Consider the following 12,309-nt stretch of genomic DNA (forward strand, 5'->3'; position numbering starts at 1 on the left):
GCGGGGCTCAGCCTTCCTCGGGCGATTCGGATTCCGGCGAGCCTGCCGGGCGCGCCTTGCGCTGCGCCGGCTTGGCCAGGATCTCGATGTAGAACTGCTTGCCGCCCTCCTTCGCCACGCCGTCGATCAGGCAGGTGATGGCGGAAAGGTGGATGACTTCGGCGGATTCCTGCGAGGCGCCGAAGCGGCAGTCGAAGTCCCAGTAGTCCATGCCCTCGGGCAGTTCGCGGCGCCGCTCGCGCTTGATGTACTTGCGGATCTCGTGCTTGATGGCTTCGAGTAGACGGTCGGGGTGCTTGCCCTCGACCTGAAGCTGGAAGGTTTTTCTCATGGGTGATCCTAACCCGCTGTGTACAGTCGCCTCATTCCACGGACAACAGGACAGGTGACGACATGGCGCGCGCGAACGACTGGGCAAGCAAGGTGATGGCACTGATCAACGGCGGCAACCCGACCGCGGCCATCGCGCAGATCAAGGTCGCGCCCTCGGTCAAGGACCTGAAGGCGCTGCAGACGATCATGACGCTGTCGAAGATGAAGGGCCGCTATCCGAACGTGGATGCGGCCATCACGGACAACCTGGACCTGCTCGCGGCGCCCCGGCTGCACCGGTCGCCCTGAGCCTGCGCCAGCTACCTTCAGAGGGCCTGGCCGAGGCGCTTCACGCCCTCTTCGATCTTCGCCACGTCGGCCGTCGCGAAGCTCAGGCGCAGCGTGGCCACATCGGGCTTCTCCGCGAAGAACGGCGCGCCGGGCACGAAGGCCACCAGCTTTTCGATGGCGCGCTTGGCCAGTTCGTTCGCGTCGGCCAGCTTGCCGTTGGCGCCCGTCAGGCGGGCCCAGAAGAACAGGCCGCCGTTGGGCTGGGTGAAGCTCACCGCGTCGCCCAGCTCGCGCTTGAGCGCCGCGCCCATGGCCTGCGCGCGCTGGCCGTACACCTCTCGCACATGCGCCAGCGTGGCGGGCATGCGTCCGCTCTTGAGGTATTGCGCGGCCGTGGCCTGCGAGAAGGTGCTGGTGTGGGCGTCGCTGAACTGCTTGCACATGGTGGCCTTGGCCAGCAGTTCGGGCGGCGCGATCATCCAGCCGATGCGCAGGCCGGGGCTCAGCACCTTGCTCAGGCTGCCGCAGTGCGCGAGCAGTTCGCGGCTGCCGGGCACGTCCTTGCTCAGCGACATGATCGAAGGCGGCGGGGCCTCGCCGAAGTAGAGGTCGCCGTAGGGGTCGTCCTCGACGATCAGCGTCTGGTATTTCACGGCCAGCTCCAGCACCTTCTTGCGGCGCTCCAGGCTCAGCATGGCGCCGCTGGGGTTGCCGAAGGTGGGAATCAGGTAGACGAACTTGGGCTTGTGCTCGGCGATGAGCTTCTCGAGCTCGTCGGTCTTCACGCCGTTGGCGTCGATGGGCGCGCTGATGAGCTGCGCGCCGTAGAGGCGGAAGCACTGGATGGTGGCCAGGAAGGTCGGGCCTTCGACGATGACCTTGTCGCCGGGCGAGATCATGGTCTTGCCCAGCAGGTCCAGCGCCTGCTGGCTGCCGGTGGTGACGATCAGGCCGCTGGGGTCGACGTCGACGCCCTTGGTCTTCATGAAGGAGCTGAGCTGCGTGCGCAGGGGTTCGTAACCTTCGGTGGCGCCGTATTGCAGCGCGCCACCGGGTTCCTCGGTGAGTGCCTTCTGGCTCGCCTCCTTGAGGCCTTCGACGTCGAACATGGCGCTGTCGGGGAAGCCGCCCGCGAAGCTGATGATGCCTGGCTTGCCCAGCAGCTTGAAGAGTTCGCGGATGGCGGAGGTCTCGACGTTGTCGAGGCGGGAGGCGAATTGCATGGTCAGTCTCTCTTTCTGGGGTGGCATTGTCGCCAAAGCGCGGGCAATAAAGCTGCGTAAGGCCATCGGCTTTCGACGATATATTGCGGCTGCCGGCCTTGCCTGCCCTTCCGAAGCCCCATGAAAAAAGACAACATCCCCCTCTTCTTCGCCACCCTGCAGGCGGCCAACCCCGAGCCCGAGACCGAACTGGAGTACAGCACCCCCTTCGAGCTGCTGGCCGCCGTGCTGCTGTCGGCCCAGGCCACCGACGTGGGCGTGAACAAGGCCACCCGCAAGCTCTTTCCGGTGGCGAACACGCCGCAGGCCATCCTCGATCTGGGCGTGGAGGGGCTGGAGGAATACATCAAGACCATCGGCCTGTACCGCAGCAAGGCCAGGCACCTGATCGAGGCCTGCCGCATGCTGGTGGAACAGCACGGAGGCGAGGTGCCGCGCACCCGCGCCGAGCTGGAGGCCCTGCCAGGCGTCGGCCGCAAGACGGCGAACGTGGTGCTGAACGTGGCCTTCGGCGAGGCGACGATTGCGGTCGACACGCACATCTTCCGCGTGGGCAACCGCACCGGGCTGGCTCCGGGCAAGACGCCGCTGGAGGTGGAACTCAAGCTCGAGAAGCGCGTCCCACTGGAGTACCGGCTGCATGCCCACCACTGGCTGATCCTGCATGGCCGCTACATCTGCGTGGCGCGCAAGCCGCGCTGCTGGGAATGCGCGGTGGCCACCTTCTGCTCCTACAAGCCCAAGACGCCCGCGCCCAGATCGGCCTGAGACAAGACAACGACGACGAATGACGAGAAGCAAGACCACAGCGACGACCACCGACCACTCCCGGGCCCTGCTGCGCACCGCCATGCTGGCCGCGCTGCTGCCGGCTGCCGCCTGGTCGCAACAGGGCGGCCAGCAGCTTCCCAACTACATCGCCCAGTACACCGGCCGCTGGTCCGCCGACTGCGCGGACAACTCGGCCGCTGCGCTGCAGGTGCGGCAGGATTCGCTGATCGCCGAGAGCGGCAAGCGCCGCGTGGTCACACGCGAGCCGCAGACGGTCCACAGCCTCTTCGGCAACAGCCCGCCGCCCGCGGGCTTCGACGTGGCGCTGGTGGGCGACACGGGCAAGGCCGGCGCCCTCACCTTCCTGGTCTACCGCAGCTCGCGCGGCCAGTACGCCACGCTGGATGCCGACAAGCCCCTGGCCGGCCAGCTCGGCCCCGAGATGATGAAGCTGCGCTACTGGCGCTGCAACGGCGCCGCCCGCGCGCTGCCGCCTCCCCCCGAGCCTGCCGCCAAGGTCCCGCCGCCGCCCACCGGGAGCCCCGCCGCGCTGGCGCAGGGCCCCGCCATGCAGAAGGCCTGGCGCGCCGCGCTGGGCACGCGCGAGAACGAGCGCTGGCTGGTGCGCCGCGAAGGCCCGGCGCCCGAACCGCAATGGGTGACGGTCGATGGCACGCGCTACCTGCTGCATGCCTTCTGCAAGCCGCACGACTGCTACGACAACAACGCCATCGCGCTGTACGACCAGGGCTCCGGCCGCATCTACGGCCTGGTGCAGCGCAACGGCGGCAACCGCCTGCTGGGCTCGCCGCCCGCCGCGCTCGCGCCGCAGCTCGACAAGCTCTGGCGCGAACAGTGGCGCAAGTCGAACTGACCGGCCGCTGAAGGGCGGATTCAGGCCAGCTTGAACATCCGCACCGCGTGCACCAGCCCCGCGGCCTGGTCGTTCATCGACTGCGCGGCGGCCGAGGCCTCTTCGACCAGCGCCGCGTTCTGCTGGGTGGTGCGGTCCATCTGCTTGATGGCGTCGTTGACCTGACCGATGCCGGCCGCCTGCTCCTGGCTGGCCGCCGTGATCTCCGCCATGATGTCCGTCACCCGCCGCACGCTGCCCATGATTTCCTCCATGGTCTTGCCGGCCTCGTTGACCAGGGTGCTGCCGGCCTCCACCTCGCCCACCGAGTCGCCGATCAGTGTCTTGATTTCCTTGGCCGCCGCGGCCGAACGCTGCGCCAGGCTGCGCACCTCCGAGGCCACCACCGCGAAGCCGCGGCCCTGCTCGCCGGCGCGGGCCGCCTCCACGGCGGCGTTCAGCGCGAGGATGTTGGTCTGGAACGAGATGCCGTCGATCACGCCGATGATCTCCACCACCTTCCTCGAGGAGGCGTTGATGGACGCCATCTTCTCCACCACCTGATCGACCACCGCGCCGCCGCGCGAGGCCACCTGCGAGGCCGAGTCGGCGAGCTGGTTGGCCAGCCGCGCGTTGTCGGCGTTCTGCCTGACGGTGCCGGTGAGCTCCTGCATGGCGGCGGCCGTCTGCTCCAGCGAGCTGGCCTGCGCCTCGGTGCGCGACGACAGGTCGCGGTTGCCCGAGGCGATCTGGCCCGATGCCGAGGCGATGGAATCGGTGCCGTCGCGCACCTGCCCCACCACCTTGGCGAGCTCGTCGTTCATCGAGCGCAGCGCGCGCATCAGCATGCCCGACTCCGATTCGTCGGCCACCTCGATGCGCGCCGTCAGGTCGCCCGAGGCCACCTGCTGGGCCACGGTCACCGCCTGACCCAGCGGCCGCGTGATGGAGCGGGTCATGCGGTATGCCAGCAGCACCCCGCCGGCCAGCGAAGCGCAGCTGATCCACAGGATCATCCACTTGGCGCGCTGGTACGCCGCCTGGGTCGAGCCGGTGCTTTCGTCGGCGCTCTTTCGCAGCATCGCCTGGAAGGCCGAGACATGCGCCAGCACCTGGTTGAGCAGCGGCATGCATTCCTGTGTCAGCACCTTCACGGCCGCGTCGGTCTGGCGAGAGGTGGCCAGGCCGACGACGTTCTTCGCGATGGGCAGGTACTGCGCCTCGAGCGCGCGCAGCTTCTCGAGCATCCTGCGCTCCTCGGGGGTGGAGGCGCCCGGCGCGGCCATCACGGCGGCGAGGTTCTGCAGGCCGGCGTCGATCTCGCGCTGCGAACTGCCGACGAGGTCGATGTCGCCCTTCTGCGCCGCCGGATCGGACACCAGCGCCAGATTGCGCGCCGCAATGGCCCGCTTGCCGATGGCCGACTGCACGTTGTTGAGTTCGTCGAGCTTGCGCTGGCCCACTTCGGTCGCGAAGGCGACGCTCTGCGAGAGGCGCGCCATCTCGCGCAGGCCGATGCCGGTGATGACAAGCTGCAACAGCAGCAACAGTGCAAAACCCAGCCCGAGGCGGGCTCCGATCTTGAGATTCGAGAGATCGAACATGAGGCTTTCTCCAGTGGACTTGTTGTTGGGGGCTGCGCTGCCTCATCGGCAGCGCGGCCGCGCGCCACCCCACCCTCGAAGGGTGGGGAGGGGCAAACCCTCGAATATGGGATCCGATCCGCGCGCGGGATGACTCAGAATCCGCAGCGATGCAACCCGTCCCAATCCCCGGTACGCCCGCTCTGCGCACGCGAAGCCGCCGCCTGCTGGTTCGTCAAGGCCTGCTCGAGAGGCTCGACGGTCCGGACACCCGGCGCTGCGTTGTGCTGCGCGCACCCGCCGGCTTCGGCAAGAGCTCGCTGCTGCTGACCTGGCAGCGCGAGCTGGTCTCGTCGGACGCCGGCATCGCCTGGCTCAGGCTCGCCGACCTCCCCGAGGGCGACCTGCACTTCATGACCGGCCTGATGTCGGCCCTCGCTGGCATCGACACCGCCATTCCCGGGCAGGCCATGGCGCACGCCGTTCCCGATGCGCTCTCGACGGAGCGGCTGGTCATCGCGCTGGTGCGCGGCATCGCGGCGCATGGCCGCAGGGTGGTGCTGATCGTGGACGACGTGCAGTGCGCCCAGAGCGGCAACGTGCTGCACGCGCTGCAGCTGCTCGTCGAGTACGCGCCGCCGAACCTGCTGTGCGTGTTCGCCAGCCAGGACGAACTGCCGATGACGCTGGCGCACTCCCCCGCCTCCAAGACGGTGCTGGAGCTGCGCAACGACGACCTGCGCTTCAGCCTGCCGGAATCGATCGACTATCTCGGCATGCGGCTGCCCCACCTCGACGAGCGCGCGGCCGCGACGATCCACCGGTTGACCGAGGGGTGGCCGGCCCTGCTGCGGCTGGCCAGCGCCGACGTGCGCCGCCGGCGCGGCGTGCAGTCGCCGCTGCTGCACGGCGAGCCCAACCCGGAGCCTTTCGCGGCCTACTTCCACGCGCACGTCTTCCCTCGCCTGTCGGAAACGCAGCTGCGCCTGCTCACGTGCTGCGCCGCCACCACGCGCTTCAGCGCGCCGCTGTGCGCCGACCTGGCCGGCGACGGCTACACGCCGGCCCTGTGCGCCGAGCTGCTGGAGCCGCTGGTGCGCGAGGGCCTGTTGTCGCTCGTGGTGGAAACGTCCGAGACAGCCACCCACGAGCGCTGGTGGCACATGCATCCACTTCTGCGCAGCGTGCTGCTGGTGCGCTTCGCGGCCTGGCCCGAAGCTTCGCGCCTGCGGGTGCATGCCACGGCCTGCCACGCCTTCGCGACCCGCAGCATGCACCACCAGGCCGTGCGGCACGCGCTCGCGGCCAACAACCACGAAACAGCAGGCCGGCTGGCCGAGCGCGGCGCGGAGGCGCTCTTCACCCGGGGCAAGATGAGCGAGGTGATCGCGCTGCTGCGCCAGCTCGACGCCCGGACGGTCGGCGACAACGCCAATCTCGGTCTCTGGATTGGCTGGGTCGAGCTGGCCGACTACCGGCTGGACGACTGCGCCCGCAGCATCGAGCGCCTGCGCGCCAGGCCCGGCGCGCTCGACCCGGCCATGCGCTACCGGCTGACGCTGCTGGGCTGCCTGTTCGCCATCCGGAACGACGACGACGACGCCCTCTCCTGGCTGCTGCCCGAGCTGCTGGCCCCGCCGCCCGCGGCCGACGAGTTCGCGGTGGCCGGCAGGCGCAACGTGCTGACCTGGCTGCACCTGCATCGCGGCGAGTTCGAGGAGGCGCGCCGCATCCAGCGCGACGAGCCGGCGCCCCGCATCGACGGCGAGCCGGTCGCCGGCACGCTCTTCGGCTCGCTGGTGGGCCAGTGCCTGGTCGGGCTGTCGTACGCCATCGAAGGCCAGATGCACCGGGCGGAGCGCATCTACCGCCAGGTGCTGGACGAGGCGCAGGAGCGCGGCGCGCGCTGCGGCGAGGCGGCGCGGCTCACCGCCCAGCTGCTGGTCGAGGTTCTGTACGAACATCAGGGCCCGCTGGTGGCGGCGCGCTTCATGCAGGAGCAGCTGGGCACGCACGACGGGCTGATTCCCGACACCACGCTGCGCATGATCATCGTGGCCAACCGCGCGCAGCAGGCCGCCGGCCGCCAGCGCGAGGCGCTCGAGCACCTCGCGCAGGCCGGCTGCTTCCTGCGGCGCTACGGCATGGACCGCGCGCTGGCCTGCGTGCTGCTGGAGCAGCTCGGTGTCCAGCTCGCGAACGGCGACGCCGGCGCCGCGCGCGAATCGCTGCAGGAACTGGAGGCGCTGCACGCCCGGCATCCCGCCGTCGGCCACGGCACGCTGCGGCGCATCGCCGACGTCGTGGAGCGCGCGCGCATCCGCATGGAGATGCACGACGGCGACCAGCCCTCCACGCTGGAAAGAATCGAAAACCTGTCGCGGCACTACGAAAAACTCGGTCAGGTCGGCCTCGTCGCCGCCCTGCAGCTGCAGGCGGCGGAGGTCGAACGCAGGCTGGGCCACGCCGAGGCGTCCAGGGCGCGCGTGTGCGCGGCCCTGCGCCTGGGCCATCGGCTCGGGCTGCTGCAAACCCTGCTGGGCGCGCACGACAACGTCCTGCCGCTGATCCGCACGGCGGCGTCCATCCCCAACCTCGACCCGGTGCTGGGCTTCTTCATCGAGCGCATCGAGGCGCAGGCCCGTTCGCAGCTCGACGCGCGCACCGAGCCTGCGCCGGTGCCGCGCCTGCGCGACGACCGGCGCCTGACGCGGCTGCTCACGCTGCGCGAGGCCGAGATCGCCGAGCTGCTGCTGCAGTCGCTGCCCAACAAGAAGATCGCGCTCACGCTCGGCCTGTCGCTGGACACGGTCAAGTGGCACCTCAAGAACATCTACCTGAAGCTGGACGCCCACGGGCGCAGCGCGGTCGCCGAGCGGATGCGGCGGGAGCTGGCGCGCAACGACGAAGGCAGCGGCGCGGGCGGCAAGTAGCGCGCGGCCGCTGTCCGGTCAGGGTTTTTTATCGAAAACCAGCCAATTGCCGAAGGGCATCTCGCCGGACGGCCAGTCGCTCGCCACCACCGGGCAGCGGATGCCGCGTTGCAGCAGGGTCACGGCGCGCAGCACGCCCGCATGCGTGACCCAGAGCGTGTCGCGCGGCCGAGCCAGCCATTCGTCGTGCGCCTCGGCGATGCGCGACATGAAGGCGCGCACGCTTTCGCCGGTGGTGCCGGCACGCAGGTCGGCGAAGTCGGCCGTCCAGGCGTCGAAGTCTTCGCGCGGGATGTCGGTCCACGGCCGGCCCTCCCAGGCGCCGAAATCCATCTCGGCCAGCCGCGCGTCCCGCTGGACCGACAGGTCAGGGCGCAGCGCGGCGATGGCCTCGGCCAGCGCAACACAACGCCTCAGCGGGGAGCTGCACAGCATCACGCCCGCCGGCAGCAACGGCGCGATGCGCCCGGCAGCAGCCAGCGTGCCATCCGCATGGGCTTCGAGGTCCGTCGCCCCGTAGCAGAGGCCGGGTTCGGCCACCACCGGAGCATGGCGCTGGAGCCAGAGCGTGCTCATGCTTTCCAGGCCAGCGCGAGGTAGATCGCGAGCTCGCAGACCTGCTGGGTCGCGCCGAGCCCGTCGCCGGTGAAGCCCTGCAGCCGCCGCATGAAGAGCCGCGCCATCCAGCCCGCCGCCAGCATGGCCGCGAGCACGGCCGCGCCGACGTGCGCCGGGTCGTGCGCCTGCAGCAGGAGCGCCACCGCAGGCACCGCCCAGACGATGGCGATGAGCAGCGCACCCGGGCTGATCGCATCCGCCAGCGGCTTGGCCTTGCTCGCGCCGCTGTCGCCCACGTAGGGCAGCCAGCGGATCAGGAACAGCGGCATCAGCCGCGACAGCACATGCGCGCCGACGATGGCGATCGCCACCGCCTGCAGCCCCCGCCCCGCCAGCGCGGCGAGCAGCGCGAACTTCAGGCCCAGCGCCAGCACCAGCGCCACGGCCCCGAAGGCGCCGATGCGCGAGTCCTTCATGATCTCCAGCGCCCGCTCGCGGTTCGCCGAGCCGCCCAGGCCGTCGGCCACGTCGGCCAGCCCGTCCTCATGGAAGGCGCCGGTCAGCATCACCGTGGCGACGGTGCTGAGCACCGCGGCGGCCAGCGCGCCCGCGACGCCGGGCAGGCCCCAGGCCACGCCCGCGAACACCACCGCCGCCACCCCGCCCACCAGCCAGCCGATGCCGGGCAGATGAGCAGCACTCGCGCGCAGCATCTGCGGGCTGAAGCCGACCCACTCGGCCAGCGAGCCCGTCACCGGCACCCGGGTGAAAAACTGCAGCGCGAGCAGGAAATGGCGGATGCCGCTCACAGGAATACCTTCGTGCTTCGCACTGCGGCGCGAGCTTGCTTGGGGAGGCCCGGCGCGGCGCTCATGCTTCCTTTCGAGACACGCCGGCCGATTCGAAGCTCGCCATCTCGCGCAGGATGCGGCAGGCGGATTCGAGCAGCGGCCATGCCAGCGCGCCGCCCGAGCCCTCGCCCAGGCGCAGGTCGAGTTGCAGCAGCGGATCGAGCCCCAGCCGCTCCAGCAGCAGCGCATGCCCCGGCTCGGCCGAGCGGTGCGCGGCCACGCAGCGCTGCACCACGTGCGGCTGCAGCGCCTGCGCCACCAGCACCGCGGCGCTGGCGATGTAGCCGTCGACCACGATCACCCGCCGCTCGCTGGCCGCCTGGAGTACCGCGCCCGCCAGTGTCGCCAGCTCGAAGCCGCCGAGTGCCGCGAGCGCTTCCAGCGGTGCCGTCGCGCCGGCGTGCAGCGCGAGCACCTGCCGCAGCACCTCGCGCTTGCGCGCCAGGCCGGCCGCGTCGAGGCCTGTGCCGATGCCGATGCAGGCGTCGATGTCCAGCCCGCCCAGGCGCGACAGCAGCAGCGCGGCCGACGAGCTGTTGCCGATGCCCATCTCGCCGAGCAGCAGCGCGTTGCCGGGCAGCGCGCGCACCACCTCGCGGCCGTTGGCGATCGCCTGCGCGCATTGTTCGGCGCTCATCGCCGGCGCCACCGAAGCGTCGGCCGTGCCGGGGGCGATGCGGCGAGACACCAGACCCGGGCGCGCCTGGAAGTCGCGGCGCACGCCGCAGTCCACCACCGTCAGCGCCAGGCCGTGCTGGCGCGCGAGCACGCTCACGGCGGCGCCGCCGGCCAGGAAGTTCTCGACCATCTGCCAGGTCACCTCGCTCGGGTAGGCCGAGACGCCGCGCGCCGCCAGCCCGTGGTCGGCGGCGCAGACCAGCATCTGCGGCGCCTCCAGCACGGGCTTGTCGGTGCCGAGGATGCTGCCGATGCGCAGCGCCAGCGCCTCCAGCCGGCCGAGCGCGCCAAGCGGCTTGGTCTTGTTGTCGAGCGCGGCCTGCAAGCGTGCGGCGAGCGCGGCGTCGGAAATGTCGGGGATCGTGGGAACGAATTCGGTCATGCAATCAGTCCGGCGAGCACGCCGGTGTCGAAGTGGGTGTCGATGAAATCGGCCAGGCCGTCGAAGGTGGATTCCAGCGTGGGCGCCGAGGCGCCGAAGAGCGCGTGCAGCGCGCCCGGGTCCTCGAACAGGCCGTGAAGATAGATGCCGAGCACGTTGCCCCGCGCGTTCTGCCAGGCCAGCCCCTCGGGCATCACAGCCCTGCCGTCGTGCGCGAGTTGCGGGTGCTCGGCGGTCTGGCCGTGATGGATCTCGTAGCCGCCGACCGGCACGCCCGACAGCGGGCTCCAGGCGCCGGTCAGTTCGCCGAAGGCGGCCGTGCGGTGCCGCACCGTCTTCTCGCGCTCGAACACCGTCACCAGCGGCAGCAGGCCGAGCCCCGGCGCGTTGCCGTCGATGCCATGCGGATCGACCAGCGCCTCGCCCAGCATCTGCAGGCCGCCGCAGATGCCCAGCACCGCGCCGCCGCGTTCGGCATGCGCGGCCACGGCGCGGTCCAGCCCCTGGGCGCGCAGCCAGGCCAGGTCGCCGCTGGTGTTCTTGGAGCCGGGCAGCACGATCCAGTCGGCGCCGGCCACGTCGGCGGGCGCACGGGCCCAGACCAGCCGCACGCCCGGCACGTTCTTGAGCGCCTGGAATTCGTCGAGGTTGCTGATGCGCGGGTACGCGACCACGGCCACCGTTCGCGTGACGGTGCCGCTGGAGCGGCTGCGGTCGTCGAACACGCCGTCTTCCTCGGGCAGGCCGTGCTGCCACCACATCGGCAGCGTCGCCACCGTGGGCACGCCGGTCAGCTCCTGCAACTGCTGGGGCGCCGGCGCGAGCAGCGAGGCATCGCCCCGGAACTTGTTGAGCACGAAGCCGCGCAGCAGCGCCCGGTCGGCCTCGGGCAGCAGCGCCCAGGTGCCGTAGAGGTGGGCGAAGGCGCCGCCGCGGTCGATGTCGGTCGCCAGCAGGCAGCGCGCCTGGGCGTGGCGGGCGATGCGCATGTTGACGATGTCGCTGGCCATCAGGTTGATCTCGGCCGGCGAACCGGCGCCTTCGATCACGACCACGTCGTTCCCGGCGCGCAGCTCGTCGAGCGCCTGCGCGATCTGCGGCCAGACGCGCTCGCTGCGCCCGCGCCAGGGCAAGGCCGAGAGCGCCTCGCTCACCTGCCCCATCAGCACCACCTGGCTGTGGGTGTCGCGCTCGGGCTTGAGCAGCAGCGGATTCATGCGCACCTCGGGCGCCGCATTGGCGGCCAGGGCCTGGAAATACTGGGCGCTGCCGATCTCGCCGCCATCGACCACGCGGGCGTTGTTGCTCATGTTCTGCGCCTTGAAGGGCGCCACCCTCAGGCCCCGGCGGGCATACCAGCGGCACAGCGCGGTGGCCAGCCAGCTCTTGCCGGCGCCGCTGGTGGTGCCCAGGACCATGACGCAGCGCGCCGGTCCGCTATTCGCCTTTGAACTCATCGGCGGATTGTCGTTGAGCGCCGCGGCCCTCTCGCCGGACTGCGACATCTTTCACACACCGGCGCTGCAAATGCGGCCCATGAATCCGGGCGGCGCTTTCCTGCGTACACCCGGCGTCGCACACTGTCACAACAACACACCCCAGGGAACCATGCCAGCCTTGAACGATTTGGCGCTGACCGTCGAGGAACCCGAGCCGGGCCAGTTCTTCTGGACCCTGCTCGAGGCCCACCACGCCGACGAAGCCTCCGAAACCCTGGACTACCGGGTCTGCCGCAGGGCCGTCCGGCCGCAGGCCAGCTATTCGAACGCCCTGGCCATGGGCGTGCTGGAGTTGCAAAAAATAAGCGCCGCCGAAAGCCCCGCCGGCGAAACCGGCTGAGCCCCCGACGGCGCAAGACCGCCTTGCGGCGTTCA

12 protein-coding genes are annotated in these 12,309 nt (G+C 70.6%); 5 read left to right on the plus strand and 7 right to left on the minus strand.

All coding sequences use genetic code 11. The features are described from left to right. Positions 1-7 precede the first annotated feature (7 nt). Entirely contained in the window at positions 8-331 is a 324-nt protein-coding gene (locus ABL844_RS17910; protein ID WP_418128368.1) for a DUF6172 family protein, read from the minus strand. Positions 332-393: 62 nt separating this feature from the next. Between ABL844_RS17910 and ABL844_RS17915 the strand changes: the two genes are divergently transcribed. Continuing rightward, on the plus strand, positions 394-621 hold the full coding sequence (locus tag ABL844_RS17915; protein WP_126023986.1) for a hypothetical protein: 228 nt from the start codon (positions 394-396) through the stop codon (positions 619-621). A 17-nt stretch (positions 622-638) separates the two neighbouring features. On the opposite strand, the gene ABL844_RS17920 is transcribed toward ABL844_RS17915, so the two are convergent. Next, positions 639-1,826 carry a PLP-dependent aminotransferase family protein gene (locus ABL844_RS17920; RefSeq protein ID WP_126023983.1) on the minus strand — a complete coding sequence of 396 codons (1,188 nt, stop codon included), beginning with the start codon at positions 1,824-1,826 and terminating at the stop codon, positions 639-641. Positions 1,827-1,946: 120 nt separating this feature from the next. On the opposite strand from ABL844_RS17920, the gene nth reads away from it, so the two are divergent. Beyond that, complete coding sequence (gene nth, locus ABL844_RS17925) at positions 1,947-2,594, plus strand: endonuclease III (RefSeq protein ID WP_369662097.1); 648 nt, start codon at positions 1,947-1,949, stop codon at positions 2,592-2,594. Between the two features lie 19 nt (positions 2,595-2,613). After that, the gene (locus ABL844_RS17930) at positions 2,614-3,471 is read left to right on the plus strand and encodes an Ivy family c-type lysozyme inhibitor (protein WP_418128369.1); all 858 of its coding nucleotides are present in this window, start codon (positions 2,614-2,616) and stop codon (positions 3,469-3,471) included. Positions 3,472-3,491: 20 nt separating this feature from the next. On the opposite strand, the gene ABL844_RS17935 is transcribed toward ABL844_RS17930, so the two are convergent. After that, complete coding sequence (locus tag ABL844_RS17935; protein WP_418128370.1) at positions 3,492-5,054, minus strand: methyl-accepting chemotaxis protein; 1,563 nt, start codon at positions 5,052-5,054, stop codon at positions 3,492-3,494. A 149-nt stretch (positions 5,055-5,203) separates the two neighbouring features. On the opposite strand from ABL844_RS17935, the gene ABL844_RS17940 reads away from it, so the two are divergent. After that, entirely contained in the window at positions 5,204-7,966 is a 2,763-nt protein-coding gene (locus ABL844_RS17940) for a LuxR C-terminal-related transcriptional regulator (protein ID WP_418128371.1), read from the plus strand. A gap of 18 nt (positions 7,967-7,984) precedes the next feature. On the opposite strand, the gene ABL844_RS17945 is transcribed toward ABL844_RS17940, so the two are convergent. From ABL844_RS17945 to ABL844_RS17960, 4 genes are all read right to left on the minus strand, one after another. Continuing rightward, complete coding sequence (locus ABL844_RS17945; RefSeq protein WP_418128372.1) at positions 7,985-8,542, minus strand: histidine phosphatase family protein; 558 nt, start codon at positions 8,540-8,542, stop codon at positions 7,985-7,987. Next, on the minus strand, positions 8,539-9,333 hold the full coding sequence (locus ABL844_RS17950) for an adenosylcobinamide-GDP ribazoletransferase (RefSeq protein WP_418128373.1): 795 nt from the start codon (positions 9,331-9,333) through the stop codon (positions 8,539-8,541). The genes ABL844_RS17945 and ABL844_RS17950 overlap by 4 nt, the downstream gene beginning before the upstream one ends. Before the next feature lie 61 nt (positions 9,334-9,394). Further along, positions 9,395-10,435: a nicotinate-nucleotide--dimethylbenzimidazole phosphoribosyltransferase gene (gene cobT, locus ABL844_RS17955; RefSeq protein WP_369662092.1), complete on the minus strand. Its 1,041-nt coding sequence runs from the start codon at positions 10,433-10,435 to the stop codon at positions 9,395-9,397. Then, positions 10,432-11,892: a cobyric acid synthase gene (locus ABL844_RS17960; protein ID WP_418128374.1), complete on the minus strand. Its 1,461-nt coding sequence runs from the start codon at positions 11,890-11,892 to the stop codon at positions 10,432-10,434. The genes cobT and ABL844_RS17960 overlap by 4 nt, the downstream gene beginning before the upstream one ends. Between ABL844_RS17960 and ABL844_RS17965 the strand changes: the two genes are divergently transcribed. Beyond that, complete coding sequence (locus tag ABL844_RS17965; RefSeq protein ID WP_260319256.1) at positions 11,852-12,274, plus strand: hypothetical protein; 423 nt, start codon at positions 11,852-11,854, stop codon at positions 12,272-12,274. The genes ABL844_RS17960 and ABL844_RS17965 overlap by 41 nt on opposite strands. Positions 12,275-12,309: the final 35 nt, after the last annotated feature.

The sequence above is a fragment of the Variovorax sp. 278MFTsu5.1 genome (genome assembly GCF_048305045.1).
GTDB lineage: Bacteria > Pseudomonadota > Gammaproteobacteria > Burkholderiales > Burkholderiaceae_C > Variovorax > Variovorax guangxiensis.

Excerpts from the sequence above, each read along its gene's own strand:
- ABL844_RS17940 (WP_418128371.1), top strand. The coding sequence starts at position 5,204 with ATGCAACCCGTCCCAATCCCCGGTACGCCCGCTCTGCGCACGCGAAGC.
- ABL844_RS17910 (WP_418128368.1), bottom strand. The coding sequence starts at position 331 with ATGAGAAAAACCTTCCAGCTTCAGGTCGAGGGCAAGCACCCCGACCGT.
- ABL844_RS17960 (WP_418128374.1), bottom strand. The coding sequence starts at position 11,892 with ATGAGTTCAAAGGCGAATAGCGGACCGGCGCGCTGCGTCATGGTCCTG.
- ABL844_RS17920 (WP_126023983.1), bottom strand. The coding sequence starts at position 1,826 with ATGCAATTCGCCTCCCGCCTCGACAACGTCGAGACCTCCGCCATCCGC.
- ABL844_RS17935 (WP_418128370.1), bottom strand. The coding sequence starts at position 5,054 with ATGTTCGATCTCTCGAATCTCAAGATCGGAGCCCGCCTCGGGCTGGGT.
- ABL844_RS17915 (WP_126023986.1), top strand. The coding sequence starts at position 394 with ATGGCGCGCGCGAACGACTGGGCAAGCAAGGTGATGGCACTGATCAAC.
- nth (WP_369662097.1), top strand. The coding sequence starts at position 1,947 with ATGAAAAAAGACAACATCCCCCTCTTCTTCGCCACCCTGCAGGCGGCC.
- ABL844_RS17930 (WP_418128369.1), top strand. The coding sequence starts at position 2,614 with ATGACGAGAAGCAAGACCACAGCGACGACCACCGACCACTCCCGGGCC.
- ABL844_RS17965 (WP_260319256.1), top strand. The coding sequence starts at position 11,852 with ATGACGCAGCGCGCCGGTCCGCTATTCGCCTTTGAACTCATCGGCGGA.
- cobT (WP_369662092.1), bottom strand. The coding sequence starts at position 10,435 with ATGACCGAATTCGTTCCCACGATCCCCGACATTTCCGACGCCGCGCTC.
- ABL844_RS17945 (WP_418128372.1), bottom strand. The coding sequence starts at position 8,542 with ATGAGCACGCTCTGGCTCCAGCGCCATGCTCCGGTGGTGGCCGAACCC.